The following is a 24,485-nucleotide window of genomic DNA, read 5'->3' on the forward strand; positions in this document are numbered from 1 at the left end:
CCCGCTCAGACCCGGTTCAGGTCACCGGCTCGGGGGTGGGCCCCGGCAGCGGTCCCGGTCGCGGGCCGGGCTCCGGTGTGGGCCACGGCGGCCGGGGTTCCGGTCCGGGCGGTATCGGGGGCACCGGGTCCGGCTCCGGCGCGGGTACGGGGCCGGGGAGCGGCCCGGGCTCCGGGCCGGGTCCCGGGCCCGGCGGTGGGGTGGGGACCGGTGGCACGGGGTCGTTCGGCGGGATCGTCATGACGGACCCTCCGTTCGTCGTCTCCCCCGCGCCTACCCCACCCGCCTCCGTTCACACGGCAGCCGGGACGCGCGGCAGGGCCCCGGGTCGGCTTACGGAATGCCCAGCTCGAACAGCACATACCCTGCGTACCACCCGCTGGCCACCGCCGTGACGCCGAAGACCGCGATCAGCGAGGGCAGCGACACCCGCCGTAGCGCGACAGCGATCGGCAGGAAGAGCGGGAAGCAGGGCAGCAGGTAGCGGGAGGTGTTGCCGAAGATCTGGGCGCTGCCGAGCACCAGCACGATCGTGATCAGGGTGAAGACCAGCAGGAACACCGGCACCCGCAGGCGGATCAGCAGGAAGATCAGGATCGGCAGCAGCACCACCAGCACCAGCCCGATCATGTCCTCGGTCGGGTACGTGAAGGCGTACCCGCCGCGACCGAGCAGGATGGTGCGCACCACGTTGAAGGTGTGCTCGCCGTAGTCGAAGAAGTGCAGCCAGCCGCCCTTCTGGAGCTTGAAGTAACCGCTCCAGTCACCCAGTCGCCAGTTCGCCCAGGCCAGGTAGCCGAAGATGCCGAGCGGGGCGATCAGGACGGCGGAGACCGGGCCGATCCAGCCGTCCCGGCGGCGGACCAGGGCGACCACGGCGGCCACCCCGAGGGCGATCACCAGGGCGGCGGCGGTGGGGCGGTTGAGGCCGGCCATGAAGACCGTGACGCCTGCCGCCAGCCAGCGGCGTTCCAGCACGAACCAGCAGGACCAGGCGGCCAGCGCGACGAACAGCGAGTCGGAGTAGACCGCCCACTCGACGCCGGAGCCGGGGAAGACCGCCCAGACCGCGGCCGCGATCAGACCCGCCCGACGGTCGAACAGCCTGGCCGCCACGGCGTAGATCCCGGCTGCGGCCACGAACGAGGCGACCACCGACACCACCATGCCCGCCCCGTAGGAACCGAGGCCGGTGACGGCGGAGACCAGCTTCATCATGCCGGGGTAGAGCGGGAAGAAGGCGACCGAGTTCTGGTCGTACTCGAAGGGGGGCGGCCCGATCTTCACCAGCCGGGGGTCGTACCCGTTCTCGGCCACCTGCCGGTACCACCAGCCGTCCCAGCCGGCCACCACGTCCCAGGGCCGGGCGCCGCCGCCGAACCGGGGGGTCTTGGTCAGGTACTCACCGGACCAGGTGAGCAGCCACATGAAGACGGTGAACCCGGTCAGCTTCAGCAGGCCGAACACCGCCAGCGCGGGGCCGTACTCCTCGGAGACCCGGCGGAACCAGTCGCCGAGCGACTCGCGGGGGCGCTCCGCAGAACCGGCGTCACCTCCAGCCGACTCCCACCCCCCGTCCCGCTGCTCCGAGTCGGACGACACGTTCGACTCGGACGGCACGTCCGGCTCAGCCGATTCGGTCGGCTCGGCCGACTCGGTACCGGGGATCGCGGTCAAGGGTCCTGGTCTCCTGACTGGCTGTGCGGCCGGGCGGGTGTGGCGTCGTGACGGGCGGATCGGGCGGCCGATATTTTCGGAAGCGTACGCCATCGACCAGAGGTCCAGACCAGCCCCGGGCGGGCCTGTGTAGGATCCGACCACCGTCCCGACCAACCCCAAGGGGGCACCCGATGAGTCCAGTGGTCGGTCCGGCCGTCACCCTCTCCGTGGTGGTGCCGATGTACAACGAGGAGGACGCCCTCCCCGCCCTGGCCGCCCGGCTGCGGCCCGCGCTGGACGGGATCGGCGTCCCGTACGAGGTGGTCGCGGTGGACGACGGCAGCGCGGACAAGACCGCCGACCTGCTGACCGACCTGCAGACCGACTGGCCGGAGCTGCGGGTGGTCGGTCTGCGCCGCAACTACGGCCACCAGGCCGCCCTCACCGCCGGTCTGCACCGTGCGGCCGGGGCGTACGTCGCGAGTATCGACGCCGACCTCCAGGACCCGCCGGAGAAGATCGCCGAGATGCTGGCGCTGGCCCACCGGGACCGGCTGGACGTGGTGTACGGCATCCGCGAGGACCGCAGCACCGACTCCGGCTTCAAGCGCCGCACCGCCGGGGCCTACTACTGGCTGATGCGCCGGCTGACCGGCCCTCAGCTGCCCGCCCAGGCCGGCGACTTCCGGCTGCTCAGCCGGGCCGCGGTGGAGGCCGTCAAGGCGCTGCCGGACCAGCAGCAGGTGTACCGGCTGCTGGTCCCGTGGCTCGGTTTCCCCAGCGGGCAGGTGCACTACGCCCGGGAGGAACGGGTCGCAGGGCGGACCAAGTACCCGGTGAGCAAGATGGTCCGGCTCGCGCTGGACAGCATCACCGGCTTCTCGGCCGCGCCGCTGCGGATCGCCACCTGGCTCGGCGTGGTGAGCTTCGTGGTCTGCCTCGGGCTGCTGGCCTTCTCGGTGACCGCCTACCTGTTCGGCCGCACCGTGCCGGGTTGGACCTCGCTCTTCGTCGGGATGCTCTTCATCGGCGCCGTCCAACTGATCTGCGCCGGGCTGCTGGGCGAGTACATCGGGCGGATCTACACCGCCGTCCAGCACCGGCCGACCTACTACGTCGGGACCGACTCCGCGCTGGACACCCGGTCCGGCGTGACCGAGCAGCGGATCTCCCGGGACTGAGCCGGCCGGTGCCGGGCCGGGCCGGTCAGGTGCCCGTGCGGCGCTCGAACACCTCGGGTCTGGCGGTGTCCAGCGCCGTCGCGACGGCGCCGAGCAGCACCGCCTCGTGCCCGAGCCGGCTCGGCAGCAGTTTCGGCCGCAGCGGGGTGAGGTCGTGCAGTGCCCGCTCCACCGGCTCCAGCAGCAGGTCCGCGCTGCAGCCGATGCCGCCGCCGAGCACCACCAGGTCCGGGTCGAGCACGGCCGAAACCAGCGCGACGGCGTACGCGAGCCGTTCGGCCTCGCCCTGCACCGCCTCGACGGCGGCGGGCAGCCCGTCCCTGGCGGCCTGGAAGACCTGTTCCGCCGTCAGCGGGCCGGTCAGGCCGAGCTCCCGGGCCGAGCGCACCACCGCCGCCGCGCTGACCGTGTCCTCCAGGGTGGCCCGCTGCCCCGGGACCGGGAGCGAGCCGATCTCGCCGGCCGCGCCGTGGGCCCCGGCCACCAGCTCGCCGTCCTTCACCACGCCGACCCCGAGGCCGGTGCCGACCAGCAGGTAGACGAAGACCCGGCCGCCCGCGCCCGCGCCGAAGGCGTACTCGCCCAGGGCCGCCAGGTTGGCGTCGTTGCCGACCGTGACGGTGGTGGCCAGGCCCTCGGCGATCCGGTCGAACAGCCCGGGCCGGCCCCAGCCCGGCAGGTTCCCGGCGTAGCGGACGCTGCGCCGCTGCTCGTCCCAGACGCCCGGGGTGCCGACCACGGCGTGCACGATCCGGTCCGCCGTCAGCCCGGCCTCGGCGGTGGCCTCCCGGGCGGCCGCCACCACCGCGTCGGCCACCTCGTCCGCCGAACTGCCGTGGTTGGGGACGTCCCGACGGGCGATCAGCTCCCCGGTCAGGTCGGCCACCGCGACCCGCAGGCGGCCCCGGCCGATGTCCACGCCGAGCACGTGGCCGGCCGCCGGGTCCGGCTCGTACAGCAGTGCGGTCCGGCCGCGTTCGGGGGCGAACACGCCCGCCTCCCGGACCAGGCCGCCCTGCTCCAGGGTGGCCAGCGCCGCCGACACGGTGGGCTTGGACAGCCCGGTGTCCCGGGCCAGTTGGGCCCGGGAGGAGGGGCCGTCGGTGCGCAGCCGCTCCAGCAGCAGCCACTCGTTGTTGCTGCGCAGCCGTTGCCGGTTCCACGGCTGGGCGGCGGTCTGCCCACCCGGTCCGACGGGCAACTGGCGGCTCATGGCTTCCTCCGGTCCTGATCATCCGATGCAGGAGTAGGAAGTTACCGCACGCCCGGTGGGGCACCGTCGGCTCGGAGTCCGGATCAGAGCGTGGTGAACCAGCCCCCCAGCAGCCGGGCGTCCGCGCTGTCGGGGTCCAGCGGTGGCAGGCGGTCCGCGAACGCCTCGGCGTCGTCCTGCGGCCGGTAGCCGAGCTTCCGGGCGCCGGAGAGGTCCCACCAGGCGCGGGTGTTCGCGCTGATCCCGTTGACGACGGTGTGGCCGACGTCGGGAGCGGTGAGGGCGGCGTGCACCAGTCGGGCGCAGTCGGCGGGGCTGAGCCAGGTGGCGAGCATCCGCGGGCCGCGCGGTTCGGGGAAGCAGGAGCCGATCCGGATCGACACCGTCTGCACGCCGTACTTGTCGGCGTACAACGAGGCCAGGCCCTCACCGAAGACCTTGGACAGGCCGTAGTAGGTGTCGGGCCGGCTGGGGATGTCGGTGCCGATCGGTCCGGACGAGTCGAGCGGGGTGTAGCCCACCGCGTGGTTGCTGCTCGCGTAGACCACCCGCCGGACGCCCTCGGCCCGGACCGCCTCGTACAGCTCGTAGCTGCCCTGGATGTTGGCGCCCAGGATGTTGGCGAAACTGTCCTCCACCGAGATCCCGCCCAGGTGGACGACCGCGTCCACCCCGCGCACGGCCTCCCGCACCGCCGCACCGTCGCGGAGGTCGAACACCAGGGAGTCGGTGTCCGGGATCGGCCGCAGGTCGGCGAGCCGCAGGGTGTGCCCGTGGCCGGGCAGCAGCTCGCGCAGCATGGTGCCGACACCACCGGCGGCTCCGGTCAGCAGGACCTGCATGAACGTCAACTCCTCGGACTGGAAGGATGGTTGCGGAACTCCTCGGCCAGCTCCGCCAGCACCGGCAGCTGCCGGGCGGGGAGCAGGCCGAGGTGGTACAGGCTGAGCCGCTCGGCACCCGCCGCTCGCAGGCGCCGGACGTGCTCCGGCAGTCCGGCCGGGTCGGCGGGTGGCAGCAGGGTCACGTACGCGTCCACCGGACGGCCGAACCCCGCCGCGCTCCGGACCAGTTCGGCACTGGCCGGAGCGGTCGGCCAGCACGGCACCAGCAGCGCGTCCACCTCGGCGGGCGCAGCGGGGGTCAGGCCGGGCGACGGGCCGGTGCCCCAAGGGTCGGGGTGGGCGTGCAGGGTGACGGGCACTCCGGGCAGCAACTCCCTTACCGCTGCGACCACTTCGCGGCGCATGCGGTCGGCGGAGCTCTGCCGGGCGGCCAGCAGGACGGTGGCGACCGGCGCCGGCAGCCACTCCTCATGCTCCACCGCCGCCCGCAGCGACCGGGTCACCTCGATCGGGTCGAGCCCGCCCCAGCCGGCCCGGCAGCCGGGGCAGCAGCACACCGAGAGCGCTCGCAGCGCGGTCGGTGAGTAGGCGCCGTCGGTCTTCTCGTGGCAGCCGAGGTGGCTCGCGCCCAACTGCCCCGCCGACTCCAGCGAGACCCCGCCCAGCGCCCCGGCGGGCAGTCCGCGCAGCGCCTCGACGGCGAGCGTGACGCAGTGCTCGCGCACCTCGGGGCGGCTCGGGCAGAGCGCGTACGGGTAGCGCTCGCCGTAGCAGTTGAGCACCGTCGACTCCGGTGCCAGCAGGCCGAGTCGGGTGTTGTGGGCGAGCACCACCCAGGCGTTCACCGGGATGCCGGCCGCTGCCAGGACCGCGATCGCCTCGCCCGCCGGGTCGGCCTCGGCCAGCCAGTCCGGGCCGAGCGGGGCCAGCCGCCGCCCGGCCCACACCTGCGGTCGGACCGGCCGGTAGAGCGCGGCGTACCGGGCGTCCACCAGCCGCCGGTGCGGGTGCTGCGGGGTGGCGGCCCGGGTGGAGTGGTAGCTGACGGCGAGCGTCACCGCGTCCAGCCCGGCGGCCCTCACCCGATCGGCGAAGGCCGGGTCGCCGAGCACGTCCCAGGGGTAGGCGTGTGCCGAGACGGTCACCATCGCGGCCGCCGCTTCTCGAAGCCCGGGTCGATGCTGCGCAGGTACGCGGTGTCGTCGCGCTCCCGGATGCCGCAGTGCAGGTAGTTCTCGTGCAGCCGGGCCAGCGCGTCCGGGTCCAGCCGGACGCCCAGGCCGGGGGCGTCCGGCACCCGGACGGCGCCGTCGACGATCCGCAGCGGTTCGGCCAGCACGTCCTCGCCGTACTGCCAGGGGGTGTGGGTGTCGGCGGCGTAGGTGAGTTCGGGCAGCGCGGCACCCAGGTGGGTCATCGCGGCCAGGCTGATCCCGAGGTGGCTGTTGGAGTGCATCGAGACCCCGACGCCCCAGGCCCGGCAGGTGGCGGCGAGTTCGGCCGAGCGGCGCAGCCCGCCCCAGTAGTGGTGGTCGGCGAGCACCACGCCCACCACCCGCTGCCCGAAGCCCTCGGGCAGGTCGGCGGAACTGACCACGCACATGTTGGTGGCCAGCGGCATGGTCGCGCCGCGCGCCACCTCGGCCATTCCGGGGATGCCGGGGGTGGGGTCCTCCAGGTACTCCAGCAGCCCTTCGGTCTCGGCCGCGACCCGGAGCGAGGTCTCCACCGTCCAGGCGGCGTTGGGGTCGATCCGGAGCGGGTGGGTCGGGAAGGCCGCGCGCAGCGCGTGCACCGCCTCGACCTCCTGATCCGGCGGCAGCACCCCGCCCTTGAGCTTGATCGAGCCGAAGCCGTACTGCCCGACCATCCGCCTGGCCTGGGCGACGATCCCGTCCGGGTCCAGCGCCGCGCCGTACTCGTCGCCGGCCGCGCCGGGGTGACCCGCCCACTTGTAGAACAGGTAGGCGGAGTACGGGACTTCGTCCCGTACCCGGCCGCCGAGCAGGTCCACCACCGGGCGGCCGACCAGCTGCCCCTGCAGGTCCAGGCAGGCCACCTCGAACGGGCTGAGCACCCGCAGCGCGGTCTTCTGCGGGGTGGAACCGCCGGTCAGACCGTGCTTGTCGGGGGCGTCCGCGTCGCCGAGCACCGCCCGGATCCGGCGCAGCAGCCCGTTGGTGTCGAACGGGTCGAGCCCGGTCAGCGCCGGGGCGACCGCGCGCAGCAGCGCCAGGTGCGGGGCGTCCCCGTAGGTCTCCCCCAGGCCCACCAGGCCGTCGCCGCAGCGCAGTTCGACCACCGCCCGGAGTGCCCAGGGCTGGTGCACCCCCGCCGAGTTGAGCAGTGGGGGGTCGGCGAAGGCGATCGGCGTGACCACCACGTCCCTGATCCGCACGGTCACTCCACCACCGTGGCCAGGGCGGCCCGGCCGCGCGCCAGGATCCGGCCCAACTCGTCGACGTGCTCCGGCGAGGCGTCCACCAGCGGTGGCCGGACCCGGCCCACCGCGAGGCCGGCCAGCCGGGCCCCGGCCTTGACCAGCGCGACGGCGTACCCGGGCACCCGGTCGCGCAGCGCGACCAGCGGCAGGTAGAACTCGGCCAGCAGCAGCCGGACGGTGTCCTGGTCGCCCCGCTCGACCGCCCGGTGGAAGGCGGTGGCCAGGTCGGGGGCGAAGCAGAGCACGGCCGAGGAGTAGCACTCCACGCCGATCGCCCGGTACGCCTGGACGGAGAGTTCGGCGGTCGGCAGACCGTTCAGGAAGCCGAACTCGGCGGCCCTCGGGTGGCCGCTGGTCCGGACGGCGGTGACCAGCCGGAGCATCGCGTCCACGTCGCCCCGGCCGTCCTTGATGCCGGTCACGGTCGGCACGTCGAGCAGCGCCAGCGCGGCGGCCTCGTCCAGGACGGCGTTGGCGCGCTGGTAGACCACCACCGGCAGCGCGGTCGCCGAGGCGACGTAGCGGACGTGCTCGACCAGCCCGCCCGGGGTGGAGGTGACCAGGTAGGGCGGGAGCAGCAGCAGGCCGTCCGCGCCGCACTCGGCGGCCACCACCGCGAACTCCCGGGCCATCCGGGGGCCGCCGCCGCAGCCGGCCACCACCGGCAGCCGGCCGTCGGCGACCCGGACGGCGGTGACCACCAGGTCGCGGTACTCGTCCAGGGCCAGTGCGGTGAACTCGCCGGTGCCGCAGGCCACGAAGAGCGCGGCGGGCCCGGCGGCCACCTGCTGTTCCAGGTGCTCGGCGAAGACGGCCAGGTCCACCTTGTCGTCGTCGGTGAACGGGGTCAGGGGGAACGACAGAAGCCCGTGCAGGCGCATGAAATCTCCTGATCAGAACGATGGTTGACGGTCCTAGCCCTTGACCGCGCCGGAGGTGAGCCCGCGCATGAACTGCCGCTGCATGGCCAGGAAGGCCAGCACGCTGGGCAGCAGGGCGAGCAGCGCGGAGGCCAGCAGCACCCCGACCCCGACCTGTTCGTCGGCGCGCAGGGTGCGCAGCGCGAGCGGCAGGGTGAACTGCCTGGCGTCGGTGGCGACCAGCAGCGGGAGCAGGTACTGGTCCCAGATCATGGTGAAGCCGAAGATGCCGATCACGCCGAGGGCCGGCTTGCACAGCGGCAGCACCACCGACCAGAAGATCCGCAGGTCGCCGGCGCCGTCCAGGCGGGCGGCCTCCTCCAGTTCGAGCGGGATCTCCTTCATGAACTCGGCGGTCACCAGGATCGAGAAGGCCCAGGCACCGACCGGGACGATCATGCCCCAGAGGCTGCCGGTGAGCGAGAGGTCGGACAGCACCAGCGAGAGCGGGATGGCCAGCACCTCCTCCGGCAGCATCATGGTGGACAGGATCAGCAGCAGCACCAGCCGCATCCCCGGGAAGCGCTTGCGGGCCAGGGCGTAGCCGGCCGAGATGCTCACCCCGACCTGGAGCAGCAGGCCACCGCCCACCACCAGGAAGGAGTTGAGCAGGTAGCGCAGCACGTCCCGGTCGAAGGCGGCCCGGAAGTTGGCCAGCGTGAGGTCGGTCGGCAGCAGGGTGAGCCTGGTCGGGTCGCTGACCGGGCTGAACGCGCTGACCAGCAGGGCGAGCAGCGGCCCGGCGAAGACCAGGACCAGCAGCCCGTAGAGGACCAGCTTGCCGATCAGGGCGAGCGGGCCGTTCCGGGCGTCCAGGCCGAGGGCGGTGTCGAGTTGACGGTTCTTCATGGCGCGGCCCTTCCGGATGTCGCGGCCTTCCCGGTTCGGCGACGGCCGAGCCTGACCAGCAGGGTGAGCAGCACCGAGACCACCAACAGCACCATCGAGCCGGCCGCCGCCACGCCCAACTCGCCGCGCTCCAGGCCGAGTCGGTAGATCAGGGTCATCAGCACCTCGGTCGAGCCGTTCGGCCCGCCGTTGGTGAGCAGGTAGATCTCGGTGAACACCCGCAGGCTACGGATCGCGGCCAGCGTGAGCAGGATGACGAAGGCCGGCCGCAGCGCGGGCAGCGTGACGTGCCAGACCCGCCGCCACACCCCCGCACCGTCGGCGGCGGCCGCCTCGTAGAGCGTCCGGTCCACCCCGGCCAGCGCGGCCAGGAAGATCATCATGTCGTAGGGCGCACCGCGCCAGACCCCGACCGTCATGACCGACCAGAGCGCGCTGTCCGGGCTGTTCAGGAACTGCGAGGGCCCCACCCCGACCCAGCTCAGCAGGCCGTTCACCACACCGTCGGGGGCGGGGTAGTAGAGGATCCGCCAGACCTCGGCGACCACCGCCATCGCGGTGACGGTCGGCAGGAACACCGCCGTCCGGACGATCCACAGCCGCCGCGAGCTGCCCTCCAGCACCAGGGCGAGCGCCAGTCCGAGCAGCACCGAGCCGCCGGTCTGACCGACCGCCAGCAGCAGGGTGTGCCCGATCGCGTCGAGGAACGCCTCGTCGGTGACCACCTGCCGGTAGTTCGCCCCGCCGACCCAGCGGTCGCCGAGGTAGGGCCGGACCTCGTGGAAGCTCATCCCGACCGCCCGCCACATCGGCAGGAACTTGAAGAGCCCGAACAGCACCAGCGCCGGGGCCAGGAACAGCCAGGGGGTCAGCCGGCCCCGACGGTTCGGCCACCCGACGGTCGGTCCGAGGTTCATCAGGAGCCGGCTCCCTGCTTGGTCAGCTCGGCCGCGAAGGTGTCCGCCAGCTTGGCGAGCACCGCCTTGGGGTCGGAGCCGCAGTCGGCGACCAGGCCGTTCAGCGCCTCGGCCGAGGCCTGCCGGAACGGGGTCCACTCCTTCACCACCGGCGCGTACCGGCCGGCCTCCCGGAAGACCTGGTCGAAGACCAGCCAGCGCTGGTCCTTGCGGACGGCCGCCAGGTCGACGCCCTTGTTGACGGGCAGCCGGACCACGTTGCCGTCGGTGTCGCCGGCCATCCCGATCGTCTGCCCCTCGGCCGAGACCAGGAACTCGGCGTACTTCTGCTGCCCGGTGCGGTTCTTCGACCCGGCCATCAGGTACGCGTTCTCGCCCTCGGCCAGCGAGACGCTCCGCCCGCCCGGACCGGCGGGCAGCGCGATCACCTCGTACTTGTCCTTGCCCAGGCTCTTGTCGAACCGCGCCATGTTGTACGGGCCGGTGAAGTAGATGCCGCCCTTGCCGGTCTCGAACAGCGGGTGGGCCTGGGTGGTCTCGGCGGTCGCCGCGCCCGGCACCACGGTCTTCGCGGTGCAGAACTGGTCCTTGAGCCGCTGGGCCGCCAGCACCGAGGCGGGGTCGGCGATCGCGGGCGTCCTGCCGTCCTTGCTGAAGTAGTCGCCGCCCGCCGACCACAGGAAGCTGGAGAAGTACCAGTCCAGGTAGCCGCGCTTGGTGGAGCCGGGGACCACGTAGCCGTAGCTGTCGGCCTTGCCGTTGCCGTCCGGGTCCTGCGTGGTGAACGCCTTTGCCAGCGCGTCGAGTTCGTCCCAGCTGGCGGGCTGGGCCAGCCCGAGCTTCTCCCGCCAGTCCTTCCGGATGAACAGCCCGAAGGTCTGGGCCGAGAACGGGACGCCGTAGTACTTGCCGTCGGCGCCCTTGGCCGCGTCCCAGGACGCGGGTATCAGCTGGTCGCCGCCCTTGGTGGCGGGGCGGTCGACCTCGCGGACCAGGCCCTGCTTGACCAGGGTGCCGAGCTGCGCGGTGTCGTTGACGATCAGGTCCGGCAGCTTCTTCTGCGCCGCGGCCTGCTGCAGCTTGGTCTCGAAGTCGTCGAACAGGGCGGTGACATGGGCCGGCACGCCGGTCAACTCGGTGAACCTCGCGGCCAGTTGCCGGTGGGTCTGCTCCGTGTTGGAGCCCGGGGGCTTGCGCACCCAGATCTCCAGCGGCGCCTTGTCGTCGGTGGCGCCCCGGCCGTCACCGGAGCCGGAGCCGCACGCGGTCAGGGTGGTCAGGGCCACGGCGGCGGCCAGAACGGCCGCAAGGGTGGTTGCGGATCTGCGGAGCATCGACGTCCTGTCTACGTATATGGACAGAATCTGAGAATGTGGCAGCACTGCAAGGGAAAGTTAGCGTCCGTTACTATGACGGTCAACACTCCTGCGGCACTTATCTGGATGGTGGACATGCCCTCTGCCCAACCGGACGCTTCGACGGTCAAGTCGGCCGAGCGCACCGTGCGCATCCTGGAGGCACTGGCCGCCTCCCCCGACCGACTGACCGTCAGCGAGCTGCAGGAACGGCTCGGTTACCCCCGCAGCAGCCTGCACGCCCTGATCCGGACCCTGCGCGAGCTCAAGTGGGTGGAGGCCGACGACAGCGGCTCCTCCTTCGGCGTGGGGCCGCACGCGCTGCTCTCCGGCACCGCGTACCTGGACCGCGACCCGGCCCTGCCGTACGCCAACGAGACCCTGGAGGACCTCCGGGCCGAGACCGGCTACACCGTGCACTTCGCCCGCCGGGACGACGCCTACGTGCTCTACCTGGCCAGCCGGGAGGCCCGCGACACCGTCCGGTTGGTCTCCCGGGTGGGCCGCCGGCTGCCGGCCCATCTCACCGCGCTGGGGCAGGCGTTGCTCGCCGAGCTGACCACCGCCGAGGTGGACGCGATACTGCCGGACGAGCTCCCCGCGCTCACCCCGCACACCGTCACCGACCGCGTCGAACTGCACGCCGAACTGGCCCGCTCCCGCGACCGGGGCTGGGCGCTGGAACGCGAGCAGGGCACGCCCGGCGTCAGCTGCGTCTCCGCCCCCGTGCACTACCGGATCCCGGCCACCGACGCGATCAGCTGCTCGATGCCGGTCGACGCCGCCACCGAGCAGGAGGTGGCACGCGTCGCGAGGGCGGTGGTGTCCCACACCACCGCCCTCGCCGGTACGCTCCGCCGGCACGGCATCAGATAGCGACCGCCCGGCCGGCGTTCCCGTCCCGCTACGGCGTGACGGGGACGTTGGTCAGGCCGCTCACCGCCCTGGTGACGGTGTTGGAGGCGTACACCACGTTGGGCCGGGCCGAGCAGCTCGACGGCGAGGTGATCCTGATGGCGTAGGCACCGACCCCGCCCAGGTCCGAGGTGTTGCCCCGCCAGAGGTTGCCGCAGCCGTTCGGGAACGACGGCGTGCTGCTCGGGTTGTGCGTCTCGTACCCGTTGGCGAAGGTGCCCGGGGCCGCGAAGCTGCCGGTGTTGCCCTCGATCAGGTAGTCGATGCCCTTGACGTCGATCCAGGAGTCGGCCGAGTTCTCACCGCTGATCCCGCGACCGTCGAAGGTGTTGCCCCGGATGATCCCGGCGAACGTGCCCTCCTTGACGTCGATCGGCTCGGCCGCGACGTACGGACCGATCCGGTTGTTCTCCACCAGCACCCGGTCGGACCGGTCCACCCCGCCGGAGTTGCCGTGGCAGCCCCAGTTCGAGCCCGCCGAGCCGAGGTAGACCCCTTCGCCGTACCCGGGCTGGACCAGTCCGGTGTACTCGATCACCGAGTTCCGGATCACCCCGTCGGCCGAGGACCGGCGGAAGTGCACGCCCTCCTCCTCGACGTGGTGGACGTACAGCCCATCCACCGTGACGTGGTGCGAACTGTCCAGCACCACACCCTTCTTGGAGTCCTGCACGGTGAAGCCGGTCAGGTTCCAGTACGGCGCCCCGGCCAGCCAGAGGCCGTAGCCGGAGTCCCAGCCGGGCGTCGGCTCCGGGCAGGCGGGCGGGTCACCCGAGGGGCCCTCGTTGACCAGCACGGCGGTGCGCGGGCCGGTCAGCGTGATCCGCTGGGCGGCGGTGCCGGGCCGGGTGGTGGCGAACGCGCCGTGGTACTCGCCCGGCGCCAGCCGGATGGTCTGGCCGGGCGTGGCCGCCGCCAGTGCCGCGCTCAGCTGTGCGGCGGTCGAGACGTCCACCACCGGACCGGCCGGGCCCGTGGGTGTGGGTGTGGGTGTGGGCGTGGGTGAAACGGTAGGCGTGGGCGTCGGGCTCGGGGTGGGCGAACCACCGCTGCACGGCGCCCCGTTGAGGGTGCAGTTCAGCGGCAGGCCGAGACCGGCGGCGTTGAACCCGAAACTCTGGGTGCCCCCGGGCACCACCGTGCCGTTGTAGCCGACGTTGACGAACTTGTAGTGCCGGCCGCTCTGGGTCCGGGTCGACGACCAGCTGCCGGCGACCGTGGTCCCGACCGGCAGGTCGAACTCCACCGTCCAACTCGCCGAAACGGCATCGCCGTTGTTGGCGACCACCACGTCGGCCCCGTAGCCGGTGCTCCACACCGACCCCTGCACCACCTTGGCGGTCAGCCTCGGCGCCGCCGCGTGCGCGGGCAGCGCCAGCAGGCTCGCGGCGGCCAACGCGGCGGCGGTGAAACCGCCCAGTACTGTTCTGCGCATCCCTGCGGCTCCCATCAGCGGGCGGTGAGGTTGGACGGCAGGCCGAGACCCCCGGCGTTGAAGGCGAAGCCCTGCTCCTGACCGGGGGCGATCGCGCCGTTGTAGCCGACGTTGACGAAGGTGTAGTGCAGGCCGCTCTGGGTCCGGGCGGACGACCAGCTGCCGGCGACCGTGGTCCCGGCCGGCAGGTCGAACTCCACCGTCCAACTCGTGCTCTTCACGGCGCAGTTGTTCTTGACGAAGACGTCCATGCCGTAGCCGCTGCTCCAGCTCGACCCCTTGACGGTCCGTGCGCTCAGGCAACCGGTGCCGGTAGGCGACGGGCTGACCGTCGGGCTCGGACTCGGGCTGGGCGACGGACTCACGGTCGGGCTGGGGCTGGACGACGGCGAGGGCGACAAGGACGGCGAGGGCGAAGGAGTGCTCCCGTTAACCGACTTGAGGAAGAGCGAGGCCCCCGGGTCGGTCCGGCTCGCGTCCACCCCGTGCCCGCCGGTGAAGTCCAGCTGCTCCCGGCTCGCCCAGTCCGGGATCGGCGTACCCCCGGTGTCCAGGTGCTGCCAGGCCGTACCGCTCCAGCCGAACTGGTAGATCCGCTGGTGGTCGGCGTAGTAGGGGAGGTACGCGCCACCGGCGGTGACCTGCTTGGTCATGGTGTTGTTGAAGAAGACGTTGCGTGGCCCGCTGGAGCCGGACCACTTCACCGCCTTCTTGCCCGCACCCCACCAGATCGGGAACCAGCTGGAGGCGTCCGGCGCCCCACCGCCCTCCTCCCCGCAGTTGGAACGGCAGTTGGCGGAGCGGTGCTCGTACGGCACGGTCACCGTGTTGAGCTCGATCAGGTTGTTCCGCTCCCACCCGCCGTGCAGGTTGACGTCGGAGTCGAAGTCGTTGCCGATCACCACGTTGCCGGAGGCGGACCACTGGAAGGTGAAGTGCCGCAGGTTGCGCGAGGTGTTGCCCGCGTACAGCGAGTCCCAGACCCGGGAGCCCCGGAAGTACCCGTTGCCGCCCTTGCCCTTGTTCCAGGAGCCGTCCAGCTGGTTGTCCACGATCTGGAGGTGGTACGCCTCCTCGGTGACGATCGGGTGCGACCCGGTCATCTCGGTCCGGATGCCCCGGACCCAGGAGTTGGCGGCCCACTTGAAGACGATGCCGTGCATCTCGTCGGCGGGCGACATGTTGCCGTAGTTGTGCACGGCGTCCGCCTGGTTCAGGCCGGGCATGTCCTGGGTGAGCGCGAAGTTCTCGAAGCCCACCCCGAGCACCGGGTCCACGATCGGTGCGGCCTTGGAGTCGTAGACCACGCCCTCGATCGGGGCCGAGCCGTCCGAGGTCGAGGTGACCGGGACGTCGTACTCCAGCGGCTTGTCCAGCGTGATGGTGCGGTTGGCGGTGTCGACGGCGGTGACGGTGAAGATCTGCTGCCGCATGTGGATGTTCTGCAGCGTGCCGTCGGCCGGCTGGATGTCCTGCTGGGCGTAGAACTTCAGCGAGTTGGCGGCCCGGATGTTGACCAGGCCGCCGACCTGGAGGTTGGTCAGCGCACCGCTGCTCGCCAGCGGCACCACGGTGTCGCCGGTCCTGGCCGCGAATCCGGCACCACCGGTCTTCTCCCGGAGCTTCAGGCCCGCCTTCCAGTGCACGTTGACCGTACCCTCGAACAGGTCCTTCCGGTTGGCCGGCGCCGCCGCGTACTCGCTGGCGTAGGCACTGTTCACCCCGCGCGACTGCACCCGGAACAGCCCGCGCCCGGGCCAGATCCAGCCGCCCTTGGCCGAGCCCGAGGTCATGCCGTCCTCGTCCCAGTCCGACCCGTCCGGCGTCAGCGCGTCGTACCGGGTGTCGGCGTCCGGCCGGAACACGATCCGGCTGCCGCCGGCCCCGCTGCCCGCGCCACGGATCGTCAGGTAGTCGGCGTCGACGCCGAGTTGCTTCGACACCTGGAGCACCCCGGCCGGCAGGGTGATCAGCGACAGCTTGGTGTAGCTCGCACCCGGCGAGCAGGCGGTCCGGATCCGGTCGATCGCGGCCTGCAGCCCCGCCGAGTCGTCCGCCCCGTCGTCGGGACGCACCCCGAACTGGGCGGCCAGCTCGGCCGGGGTGATCTGACAGGCGGCGTCCGGATTGGTGTCGGCGGCGCCGGGCAGGTCCGCGCCGCCTCGGTAGCCCGCCTCGGACCAGTCGTACAGGCCGGCGACGGGCGCCCGGCGGTTGGCCTTCGACAGGTCCGGCGAACCGCCGACCTGTTGCTGAACTCCGTTGGGTGCCATGCCGTTTGCCTCGACCGCGAACCCGCCGGCCGCCAGCAGCACCATCGTCGCGCAGGCGAGCGCGACGAGATTTCTTGTGGACAACGTACCTCCAGAGCAGTGGGGGAGAGGCAGCCGCCCATCATGGTGCTGACAGCGGTCCAGCAGGTCAATAGTTATCCTAAATTACGTATGCCTTCCACATATGTGGACGCGATGATCCCCCCTCGCCTGACGCACCGTCAGGCCCTCGTCCCAGCACTACGATCGGAGCATGTCGATTCTCGCTGACTCGCCGCTCTCGCTCTGGTCCAAGGACTCCGTGCTGTCGATCGGCTCGGTGGGCTCGGTGCTCTCCGTCGGATCGGTCGGCTCCGTGCTGTCGGTCGGGTCGGTCGGCAGTGTGCTGTCGCTCGGCTCGATCGGCTCCGCGCTCTCGGTGCTCTCGACCGCGTCCTGGCTGAGCACCGGCTCGCTGCTGTCCGCGCAGTCGCGCTGGTCGGTGCTCTCCTGGCGTTCCAACGGCGGCTTCCTCGCCGCCGGGGTGGTGGCGGCTGCCGCCGGGGCGGTCCTGGTGGCCGGGGCCCGCCGGCCCGCCCGGTGACCCCGCCAACGCGGCGTCCGATTTCCGCCGGTCGGCCGTCCGGCCACCCGGCAGACTGGGACAGGTACGAACACCCCGATCCCTGGGAGAGACCGTGATCACCGTCTGGACCACCCTCGACAGTCCGCTCGGCGAGCTGCTGCTGGTCGGCGAGGAGTCCGCCACCGCCAGGGGCGGCACCGCGCTCGCCTCGGTCTCGATGACCACGGGGCAGCGGAACGCGGCCGTGGTGCAGCCCGGCTGGATCGAGAAGGCCGAGGCGTTCGAGGAGGTGGCCGAGCAGCTGCGGGCGTACTTCGCGGGCGAGTCGACCACCTTCGACCTGGAGTTCACCGCGCACGGCACCGACTTCCAGCGCCGGGTGTGGGCCGCCCTGGAGCAGGTCCCGCACGGCCGGACGGTCACCTACGGCGAGCTGGCCGAGCAGGCCGGGCTCCCCCGCAAGTCGGCCCGCGCCGTCGGGACGGCCAACGGCTCGAACCCGCTGCTGGTGATCCGGCCCTGCCACCGGGTGATCGGGGCGGACGGCTCGCTGACCGGCTACGCGGGCGGGCTGGAGCGCAAGCAGCAGCTGCTGGAGCTGGAGGGCCGGGCCTGACCGGCTCCCGTTCGGTCCAGCCCGGCGGGCGGGCTGCGGGTGCACCTGGGATCTTCGGAGCAGGGGACTGCTGACGAAGCCTCAGGGAGACACCATGTGGGACGCATCCGCCACGCTGCCGGCGCCCGGCCGTGAGTGGCTTCCGGCGCTGGACGTGCCGGAGCCGAAACAGCAGAGCCGGCTCACCGTGTTCTTCCGGATGCTGCTGCTGATCCCGCAGTTCATCGTGGTCTGGCTGCTCTCGGTCGTGGCCTTCTTCGTGATGGTGATCGGCTGGTTCGGCGCGCTGTTCACCGGGCGCCTGCCGGAGTTCGCGGCGCGCTACCTGACCGGGTACGTCGGGTACTCCACCCGGGTCGAGGCGTACCTGATGCTGCTGGTGGACGCGTACCCGCCGTTCCGGTTCGACGCCCCCGAGTACCCCGTCCGGATCGAGGTCCGGCCCGGTGAGCTGAACCGACTGGCGGTGTTCTTCCGCATCGTCCTGATCATCCCGGCCGCGATCATCCAGGGCGTGCTGGGGCTCGGCTGGTGGGCGGTCTCGTTCATCAGCTGGCTGGTGGTGCTGTTCCTCGGCCGGATGCCGCGCCCGCTGTTCGAGGCGACCGCGGCCATCGTCCGGTACCGGTACCGCTACCAGGCGTACTACCTGATGCTCAGCTCGGCCTACCCGAAGGGCCTGTTCGGCGAGACCGCCGTCGACTCCCCGGTCGGTGGCGGCCCCGTCTCGGCCACCCGGCCGCTGGTGCTCAGCAGTGCGGGGCGCGGGCTGCTGGTGGTGTTCATCGTGATCGGCGCGCTGGCCTACCTGGCCAGCTCGATCACCACGTCGGTCACCTCGGACGACGACGACACCGCCCGGGTCTCCCGCCCGGTCACCTCGACCTACTGAGCCGCCGTCAGGTGCCCAGCCAGGCCAGCGCGACCGTCACCAAGGCGGTGACACCCGTGCCCAGGGTCGGTTCGATCACCGGCGCGTAGTGCGGCGAGTGGTTGGACGGGATGTCCTGGGCCACCCGGCCGGCCGCCTCGGCGCGGGCGTACTCGGCCGGGTCGGTGCCGCCGAGCAGCCAGTAGCAGGTCGGCACCCCGGCCGCCGCGCCGAAGGCGCCGACGTCCTCGCTGCCGGTCACCGGGCCGGGGTCCACCACGGACCGCTCCCCCAGCCGCGCCACCAGTGCCGCCCTGGCCCGGTCCACCGCCGCCCGGTCGTTGACCAGCACCGGGAAGCTGTCCAGCGGCGTGAACTCCGGCTCCCGGGTCGCCCCGGAGGCGGCCGCCTCGGCCCGGACGATCCGTTCGATCCCGGCCAGGGCGGCCGCCCGGACCGCCGGGGTGTAGCTGCGGACGTTGACCGTCAGCTCGGCCTCGGCCGGGATGACGTTGTCCTTGCTCCCGGCGTGCAGCGAACCGACCGTGACCACGGCGGTCTCGGTCGCCGCGATCTCCCGCGACACCACGGTCTGCAGGCGCAGCACGGTGGCGGCGGCCATCACCACCGGGTCGATCCCGGTCTCCGGCCGGGAGCCGTGCGCGCCCTTGCCGAACATCCTGATCCGCAGCGAGTCGGTGGCCGCGAAGGCCGGCCCGGCGTGCAGCCCGACCATCCCCGCCGGGTACGGGACGACGTGCTGGCCGAGCACCACGTCCGGGCGGCCGAACCGCTCGAACAGGGAGTCGTCCACCATCGCCTGCGCGCCCGTCCCGGTCTCCTCGGCCGGCTGGAACACCGCCAACACCGTCCCCGACCAGGCGTCGGGCGACCGGGCCAGCACCCCCAGCGCCCCGACCAGGCAGCTGACGTGCAGGTCGTGACCGCAGGCGTGCATCACCGGCACCTCCCGGCCGTCCGGGTCCACCCCGGTGGCCGTCGAGGCGTACGGCAGCCCGGTCTCCTCCCGGACCGGCAGCCCGTCGAGGTCGGCCCGCAGCAGCACGGTCGGCCCGGGGCCGTTCCGGAGCACCCCGACCACGCCCGTCCCGCCGACCCCGGTGGTCACCCGGTAGCCGAGCCCGGCCACCCGGCGGGCGACCTCGGCGGCGGTCCGGTGCTCGGCCCCGGAGAGCTCCGGGTTGGCGTGCAACTCGCGGTAGAGCGCCGCGAGTTCGGCCAGGTCGGGCTCGTCGGGTACCGCTCGTGTCGTGCCCTCGCCCATGCCCGGGTGCCCCTCGCTGCTCGTCGGATCCGCCGCTGCACTCCTTCCACTCCCCGCCCCACCCGTAACCGGCCGGAGCTCCCGGACCCTCGCCCGGCCGTGCTTGACCTGGAGTGCGCTCCAACGAGCAGACTCCCCGTCACCAGCCCGGAGACCCCGGGCCGTCCGGAGGAGCACCGCCATGAAATACCGCACGATCGGCACCGACCCGCAGCACCGCCGCACCGTCAGCGTGCTGAGCCTGGGCGCGATGCGGTTCGGCACCGACACCGACGAGGCCACCTCGTTCGCCGTCCTGGACCGGTACGTCGAGGCGGGCGGCACCTTCGTCGACACCTCCAACAACTACGCGTTCTGGGTGCACGGCTCCCAGGGCGGCGAGAGCGAGGCGCTGCTCGGCCGCTGGCGGCGCAGCCGGGGCATCGGCGCGGAGGTCACCATCGCCACCAAGCTCGGCGCCCGGCCGCTGGAGCCCACCTCCACCTTCACCCGGAACGTGGAGGGCCTGTCCGCCGCGGTGATCCGCGAGCAGGCCGAGCGCAGCCGGGAGCGCCTGGGCGTGGAGCGGCTGGACCTGCTCTACGCGCACATCGAGGACACCGCCGTGCCGCTGGAGGAGACCGTCGAGGGCTTCGCCGCCGTGGTCGGCGAGGGCACCGTCGGCCTGCTCGGGGTCAGCAACCACTGGACCTGGCGGATCGAGCGGGCCCGCAGCCTGGCGGCCCGGGCGGGCCTGCCCGGGTACGAGGTGGTCCAGGCCCACCACAGCTACCTGCGGCAGCGCACCGACCGGCCGAGCCTGCGCTCGGCCGACGGCACCCAGGGCGTGGTGACCGGCGAGCTGCTCAGCTACCTGCGCGCCGAGCCGCAGCTGGCACTGGTCGCGTACTCGCCGCTGCTCGGCGGCGCGTACGCCAGGACCGACCGGCCGCTCGGCCCCGGCTTCGACCACGTGGGCACCCCGACCCGGCTGGCCGCGCTGCGCGAGGTCGCGGCGGAGACCGGCGCGACCCCGAACCAGGTGGTGCTGTCCTGGCTGATCGGCGCCGAGATCCCGGTGATCCCGCTGGTCGGCGCGAGTTCGGTGGCCCAGCTGGAGGAGAGCCTGGCGGCGGTCGACCTCGACCTGACGGCCGATCAGCGGGCCCGGCTGGACGCGGCCGGCTGACCGGGCGTCAGAACGTCACGGACTCCCCGAGCGGGACCCGGGCGTACTCGGTGCCGCTCTTGAAGTCCATCCAGCCGTCGAAGTTGTCCCGGCCGAGCTCGTTCAGGAAGGCGTCGTGGATCGGGAACGCCCGGACCGGCCGGACCGCCCGGACGAAGTCCAGCGCCTCGCCCAGCTTGAGCCAGGGCGCGGCGGCTGGCACCAGCAGCGTGGTGACCGGCTGCTCGGGGACGAACAGCGAGTCGCCCGGGTGGTAGAGGTCGCCGTCCACCACGAAGCCGACGTTCGCGCAGCCAGGCAGGCCGTCGTAGACCTCGGCGTGGGCGCCGCCCACCACGTCCACGGTGAAGCCGGCCGCGGTGAACCGCTGCCCGGACTCGACCAGCACCGCCGCGTCGCCCAGTTCGGGCAGCTGCTCGGCGGCCTGCGGCGACAGGTACACCCGCAGCCCGGGGTTCCGCTTCCGGGCCGCCAGCAGCTCGGCGAGGTCCACGTGGTCGGCGTGCTCGTGGGTCAGCAGCACGTCCGAGACCGAGTCCAGGGCTTCGGCCTCGGAGAACGTCCCCGGGTCGATCACCAGTACTCGTCCGTCGGTCTCCAGGCGCACGCAGGCGTGGCCGTACTTGATCAGGCGCATCCGGCCACTATGGCAGCCGGGCCGGCGGGGCCGCCGGGAGTTTTCACCACCCGGCGGCCGACGCCTGGTCAGACCGGGACCGCCGCCGCCCAGGCGTCCAGCTCGGCCAGGTAGCGGGCCCGGGTCGGCTCGTCCAGGAAGCTCGCCTCGAAGGAGTTCCGGGCCAGGGTGTACTGCTCCCGCTCGGTCAGCCCGAGGGCGGCGGCGGTCTCGGTGAGGTTCTGGCCGACGTAGCCGCCGAAGTAGGCCGGGTCGTCGGAGTTCACGGTGGCGACCAGCCCGGCGTCCAGCATCCGCCGCAGCGGGTGGTCGGCCAGGGTGTCGACGCAGCGCAGCCGGACGTTGGAGAACGGACAGACCGTCAGCGGGATCCGGTCCCGGACCAGCCGGGCCACCAGCTCCTCGTCCTCCAGGCAGCGCAGCCCGTGGTCGATCCGCTCCACCCCCAGCAGGTCGAGTGCCTCCCACACGTACCCGGGCGGGCCCTCCTCCCCCGCGTGCGCGACCGCCCGCAGGCCCAGCTCGCGGGCCCGCTCGTACACGGCGGTGAACTTGGACGGCGGGTTGCCGACCTCGGCCGAGTCCAGGCCGACGGCAGTGATCCGGTCCAGGTACGGCTTCGCCGACTCCAGGGTGGCGAGCGCCGACTCGGCGCTCAGGTCGCGCAGGAAGCACAGGATCAGCCCGGTGCTGACGCCGTGCACGGCCTCGCTCCGGTCCAGCGCGGCGCCCAGGCCGTTGATCACGGTCTCGATCGGGACGCCCCGCGCGGTGTGCGCCTGCGGGTCGAAGAAGATCTCCGCGTGCCGGACGCCCTGCGCGGCGGCCCGGGTCAGGTACTCCTCGGCCAGGTCGGTGAAGTCCTGCTCGGTGCGGAGCACGTCCATCAGCCGGTAGTAGAGGTCGAGGAAGGACTGCAGGTCGTCGAACCGGTACGCCGCCCGCAGCTCCGCCACGCTCCCGAACGGCAGCGCGACCCCGTTCCGCTCCGCCAGCCGGAAGGCCAGTTCGGGTTCGAGGGTGCCCTCGACGTGCAGGTGGAGTTCGGCCTTGGGTATGGGCATCGGACCATCCTACGTGGACGGAGCACCACCCCCGCCGCCCGCCGGGTGAGGCCGCTCACAGGCTCACCCCGGCCATATGTCGGCTGTGGCAGACTCGGTCGTCATGAAGGGCAGTCAGGAGACCAGGACGGTGCGCGCGGCGGTGTTCGCCGCGCTCGTCGTGCCGCTCGCCGCCCTCGGCCAGGTCGTCCTGACCGGCCGGCCGCTGCCGGTCTCGGTGGTGGCGTTCGCCGGTCTGGCCGCCTTCCTGGTGGCCTTCGCGGTGCTCCGCGCGGGGTGGGGCTTCGGCCGGATCCTCGCGGTCCTGCTGCCGACCCAGCTCGCCGTCGGGGTGCTGTTCGACCTCGGTCAGCTCACCTGTACCGGGCCGACCGGGCCACGGCCGCTGGCCGGCTTCGAGCCGCTGGTCTGCTCCGGCGGGTCCATCGGCGAGTTCCTGCTCAGCCAGGGCTCGGCGCCCGCGCCGCTGGCGGGGCTGCCCGTGCTGCTCGGCCACCTGCTGGTCGCCCTGCTGGCCTCCTGGGCCCTGCGGCACGGCGAGGCCGCGCTGACCGGCCAGGCCACCTCCACCCGGCTGCTCGGCGAACTGCTCGCCGGAGTCTGGCGGTTCCTCCGCCTGCCGGCCCCGCGCCCGGCCCGCCCGGTGCTGCGGCTGCCCATCCCCGAGTCGAGCCGGGCCCTGGTGCCGGCCGACGACATCCTGCTCCGCCCCGCTCTGCGGCGTGGCCCCCCGGTGCTCGCACCGGCCTGCTGACGCACCCCCGCGCACAGGCCGTCCGACCGCCCCCAGGGCCTCCCCCCGAGTACCCGCGCGGCTTCCGCGCGCGCAGCGACAGGATGCGATCCACCGTCATGAGCAGCAACCAGCAGAAGAAGCAGTCCGCCACCTCCCGCCTCAAGGAGCAGCGCGCCCGCGAGGTGCAGGCCGAGAAGCGCCGCCGCCGGATCGTGATCGGCGTCTCCTCCGTCGCCGTGCTCGCCCTGATCGGCGGCGTGGCCTTCGCCGTGAGCGGCAGCGACAGCGGCGGGTCCACCGCCACCGACAGCGCGGCGAGCGGCCCGCTGGTGGTCCCGGCCAACGCGTCCGGCCCCGACGGCACCCTGGTCACCTACGGCAAGGCCGACGCCCCGCACACCCTCAAGGTCTACGAGGACTTCCGCTGCCCGATCTGCGAGAAGCTGGAGAGCAGCGCGGGCAAGACCATGCAGCAGCTCGCGGACGACGGCACCTACAAGATCGAGTACCAGCTCGCCACCTTCCTGGACAAGAACCTCGGCGGCAAGGGTTCGAAGACCGCGCTGAACGCGGCCGGTGCGGCGCTGAACGAGGGCGTGGACAAGTTCAAGGCGTTCCACGACGTGCTCTACGCCAACCAGCCCGACGAGCGCAAGGACGGCTTCGGCGACGTCAACACCATCCTCGACCTGGCCGGCCAGGTACCGGGGCTGAAGACCGACGCCTTCGTCAAGGCGGTCAACGAGGGCACCTACCTGCCCTGGGCCGCCAAGGTCTCCACCGCCTTCGACAACAGCGGCGTCAGCGGCACCCCGACCGTCCAGCTGGACGGCAAGCAGCTGAACGTCTTCCCCGGCAACCAGCCGATCACCGGTGACGCCTTCAAGTCCCTGGTGCAGCAGACCACGGGGGCCAAGTGACCACGCCGGTCCCGGCCGGCCGACGGCTCGGCTGGCTGTTCGTCGTCACCGGCCTGCTCGGGCTGTTCGCCTCGGCCGTGCTGACCCTGGACAAGATCAAGCTGCTGGAGGACCCGTCCTACGTCCCCAGCTGCAGCATCAACCCGATCATCAGCTGCGGTTCGGTGATGCTCAGCGATCAGGCGTCGGTCTTCGGCTTCCCCAACTCGCTGATCGGCCTGGCCGCCTTCGCCGTGGTGGTCGCGGTCGGCGCGGGCATCCTGGCCGGCGCGGTGTACGCCCGCTGGTTCTGGCTCGGGCTCCAGCTCGGCACGCTGTTCGGGATCGGCTTCGTCACCTGGCTGATGACGCAGACCCTGTACTCGATCGGCGCGCTCTGCCCGTACTGCATGGTGGTCTGGGCCGCGATGATCCCGCTGTTCTGGTACACCACCCTGCACAACCTGACGGCCGGTGTGATCCGCGCCCCGGGCGCGCTGCGCCCGGTGGTCCGGGAGGCCGCCCGGTACCACTGGGCGGTGCCGGTGCTCTGGTACGCGGTGATCGCCATCATGATCCTGCAGCGGTTCTGGTACTACTGGCAGACCCTGGTCTGACCTGCGTTCAGGGGCCCGGCCG

At 72.5% G+C, this 24,485-nt stretch carries 23 protein-coding genes; 9 read left to right on the forward strand and 14 right to left on the reverse strand.

From position 1 onward, the window contains the following. Positions 1-333 precede the first annotated feature (333 nt). The gene (locus OHV05_RS05580; RefSeq protein ID WP_405016625.1) at positions 334-1,677 is read right to left on the reverse strand and encodes a glycosyltransferase family 39 protein; all 1,344 of its coding nucleotides are present in this window, start codon (positions 1,675-1,677) and stop codon (positions 334-336) included. Between the two features lie 173 nt (positions 1,678-1,850). Here OHV05_RS05580 and OHV05_RS05585 point away from each other — a divergent pair, with 173 nt between their 5' ends. Next, the gene (locus tag OHV05_RS05585; protein WP_405016626.1) at positions 1,851-2,840 is read left to right on the forward strand and encodes a glycosyltransferase family 2 protein; all 990 of its coding nucleotides are present in this window, start codon (positions 1,851-1,853) and stop codon (positions 2,838-2,840) included. 25 nt (positions 2,841-2,865) lie between these two features. On the opposite strand, the gene OHV05_RS05590 is transcribed toward OHV05_RS05585, so the two are convergent. From OHV05_RS05590 to OHV05_RS05625, 8 genes are all read right to left on the reverse strand, one after another. Beyond that, complete coding sequence (locus tag OHV05_RS05590) at positions 2,866-4,053, reverse strand: ROK family protein (RefSeq protein WP_405016627.1); 1,188 nt, start codon at positions 4,051-4,053, stop codon at positions 2,866-2,868. Positions 4,054-4,136: 83 nt separating this feature from the next. Continuing rightward, complete coding sequence (locus tag OHV05_RS05595; RefSeq protein WP_405016628.1) at positions 4,137-4,895, reverse strand: NAD-dependent epimerase/dehydratase family protein; 759 nt, start codon at positions 4,893-4,895, stop codon at positions 4,137-4,139. Between the two features lie 5 nt (positions 4,896-4,900). Beyond that, positions 4,901-6,046, reverse strand: a complete 1,146-nt coding sequence (locus OHV05_RS05600; RefSeq protein WP_405016629.1) for a hypothetical protein — start codon at positions 6,044-6,046, stop codon at positions 4,901-4,903. Beyond that, the gene (locus OHV05_RS05605) at positions 6,040-7,296 is read right to left on the reverse strand and encodes a glucarate dehydratase family protein (protein ID WP_405016630.1); all 1,257 of its coding nucleotides are present in this window, start codon (positions 7,294-7,296) and stop codon (positions 6,040-6,042) included. The genes OHV05_RS05600 and OHV05_RS05605 overlap by 7 nt, the downstream gene beginning before the upstream one ends. A 2-nt stretch (positions 7,297-7,298) precedes the next feature. Continuing rightward, positions 7,299-8,222 carry a 5-dehydro-4-deoxyglucarate dehydratase gene (locus tag OHV05_RS05610; protein WP_405016631.1) on the reverse strand — a complete coding sequence of 308 codons (924 nt, stop codon included), beginning with the start codon at positions 8,220-8,222 and terminating at the stop codon, positions 7,299-7,301. Positions 8,223-8,255: 33 nt separating this feature from the next. After that, positions 8,256-9,110: a carbohydrate ABC transporter permease gene (locus OHV05_RS05615; RefSeq protein ID WP_405016632.1), complete on the reverse strand. Its 855-nt coding sequence runs from the start codon at positions 9,108-9,110 to the stop codon at positions 8,256-8,258. After that, positions 9,107-10,027 (reverse strand): carbohydrate ABC transporter permease, encoded by a 921-nt coding sequence (locus tag OHV05_RS05620; RefSeq protein ID WP_405016633.1) that lies wholly within the window; start codon positions 10,025-10,027, stop codon positions 9,107-9,109. The genes OHV05_RS05615 and OHV05_RS05620 overlap by 4 nt, the downstream gene beginning before the upstream one ends. After that, positions 10,027-11,361, reverse strand: a complete 1,335-nt coding sequence (locus OHV05_RS05625) for an extracellular solute-binding protein (RefSeq protein ID WP_405016634.1) — start codon at positions 11,359-11,361, stop codon at positions 10,027-10,029. Before OHV05_RS05625 ends, OHV05_RS05620 begins: the two co-directional genes overlap by 1 nt. Before the next feature lie 117 nt (positions 11,362-11,478). Here OHV05_RS05625 and OHV05_RS05630 point away from each other — a divergent pair, with 117 nt between their 5' ends. After that, the gene (locus tag OHV05_RS05630) at positions 11,479-12,258 is read left to right on the forward strand and encodes an IclR family transcriptional regulator (RefSeq protein WP_405016635.1); all 780 of its coding nucleotides are present in this window, start codon (positions 11,479-11,481) and stop codon (positions 12,256-12,258) included. A gap of 28 nt (positions 12,259-12,286) precedes the next feature. Here the strand turns inward: OHV05_RS05630 and OHV05_RS05635 are convergent, their stop codons facing one another. Further along, positions 12,287-13,732, reverse strand: a complete 1,446-nt coding sequence (locus OHV05_RS05635) for a cellulose binding domain-containing protein (protein ID WP_405016636.1) — start codon at positions 13,730-13,732, stop codon at positions 12,287-12,289. A 14-nt stretch (positions 13,733-13,746) separates the two neighbouring features. Beyond that, the gene (locus OHV05_RS05640) at positions 13,747-16,089 is read right to left on the reverse strand and encodes a cellulose binding domain-containing protein (protein ID WP_405016637.1); all 2,343 of its coding nucleotides are present in this window, start codon (positions 16,087-16,089) and stop codon (positions 13,747-13,749) included. 169 nt (positions 16,090-16,258) lie between these two features. Between OHV05_RS05640 and OHV05_RS05645 the strand changes: the two genes are divergently transcribed. The 3 genes from OHV05_RS05645 (at position 16,259) to OHV05_RS05655 (ending at position 18,078) form a co-directional block, all read left to right on the forward strand. After that, positions 16,259-16,588, forward strand: coding sequence for a hypothetical protein (locus OHV05_RS05645; RefSeq protein ID WP_403040865.1), 330 nt, complete (start codon positions 16,259-16,261; stop codon positions 16,586-16,588). A gap of 97 nt (positions 16,589-16,685) precedes the next feature. Beyond that, positions 16,686-17,186: a methylated-DNA--[protein]-cysteine S-methyltransferase gene (locus tag OHV05_RS05650; protein ID WP_405021398.1), complete on the forward strand. Its 501-nt coding sequence runs from the start codon at positions 16,686-16,688 to the stop codon at positions 17,184-17,186. 94 nt (positions 17,187-17,280) lie between these two features. Beyond that, the gene (locus tag OHV05_RS05655) at positions 17,281-18,078 is read left to right on the forward strand and encodes a DUF4389 domain-containing protein (RefSeq protein ID WP_405016638.1); all 798 of its coding nucleotides are present in this window, start codon (positions 17,281-17,283) and stop codon (positions 18,076-18,078) included. Positions 18,079-18,085: 7 nt separating this feature from the next. Here OHV05_RS05655 and OHV05_RS05660 read toward each other — a convergent pair whose 3' ends face one another. After that, positions 18,086-19,342: an amidohydrolase gene (locus OHV05_RS05660; protein WP_405016639.1), complete on the reverse strand. Its 1,257-nt coding sequence runs from the start codon at positions 19,340-19,342 to the stop codon at positions 18,086-18,088. A gap of 181 nt (positions 19,343-19,523) precedes the next feature. On the opposite strand from OHV05_RS05660, the gene OHV05_RS05665 reads away from it, so the two are divergent. Next, on the forward strand, positions 19,524-20,510 hold the full coding sequence (locus OHV05_RS05665) for an aldo/keto reductase (RefSeq protein ID WP_405016640.1): 987 nt from the start codon (positions 19,524-19,526) through the stop codon (positions 20,508-20,510). A 7-nt stretch (positions 20,511-20,517) separates the two neighbouring features. Here OHV05_RS05665 and OHV05_RS05670 read toward each other — a convergent pair whose 3' ends face one another. Both OHV05_RS05670 and OHV05_RS05675 read right to left on the reverse strand, forming a co-directional pair. Then, complete coding sequence (locus tag OHV05_RS05670) at positions 20,518-21,147, reverse strand: MBL fold metallo-hydrolase (protein WP_405016641.1); 630 nt, start codon at positions 21,145-21,147, stop codon at positions 20,518-20,520. Positions 21,148-21,215: 68 nt separating this feature from the next. Then, positions 21,216-22,211 carry an adenosine deaminase gene (locus OHV05_RS05675; RefSeq protein WP_405016642.1) on the reverse strand — a complete coding sequence of 332 codons (996 nt, stop codon included), beginning with the start codon at positions 22,209-22,211 and terminating at the stop codon, positions 21,216-21,218. Between the two features lie 103 nt (positions 22,212-22,314). On the opposite strand from OHV05_RS05675, the gene OHV05_RS05680 reads away from it, so the two are divergent. The 3 genes from OHV05_RS05680 to OHV05_RS05690 all read left to right on the forward strand — a co-directional run bounded on the left by OHV05_RS05680 (position 22,315) and on the right by OHV05_RS05690 (position 24,463). Further along, on the forward strand, positions 22,315-22,965 hold the full coding sequence (locus OHV05_RS05680) for a hypothetical protein (protein ID WP_405016643.1): 651 nt from the start codon (positions 22,315-22,317) through the stop codon (positions 22,963-22,965). A 98-nt stretch (positions 22,966-23,063) separates the two neighbouring features. Further along, positions 23,064-23,867, forward strand: coding sequence for a thioredoxin domain-containing protein (locus tag OHV05_RS05685; RefSeq protein ID WP_405016644.1), 804 nt, complete (start codon positions 23,064-23,066; stop codon positions 23,865-23,867). After that, a complete protein-coding gene (locus OHV05_RS05690; RefSeq protein WP_405016645.1) occupies positions 23,864-24,463 on the forward strand; it encodes a vitamin K epoxide reductase family protein in 600 nt (199 codons plus the stop codon). Before OHV05_RS05685 ends, OHV05_RS05690 begins: the two co-directional genes overlap by 4 nt. The last annotated feature ends 22 nt before the right edge of the window (positions 24,464-24,485 follow it).

This window comes from Kitasatospora sp. NBC_00070 (assembly GCF_045041205.1).
Classification (GTDB): domain Bacteria; phylum Actinomycetota; class Actinomycetes; order Streptomycetales; family Streptomycetaceae; genus Kitasatospora.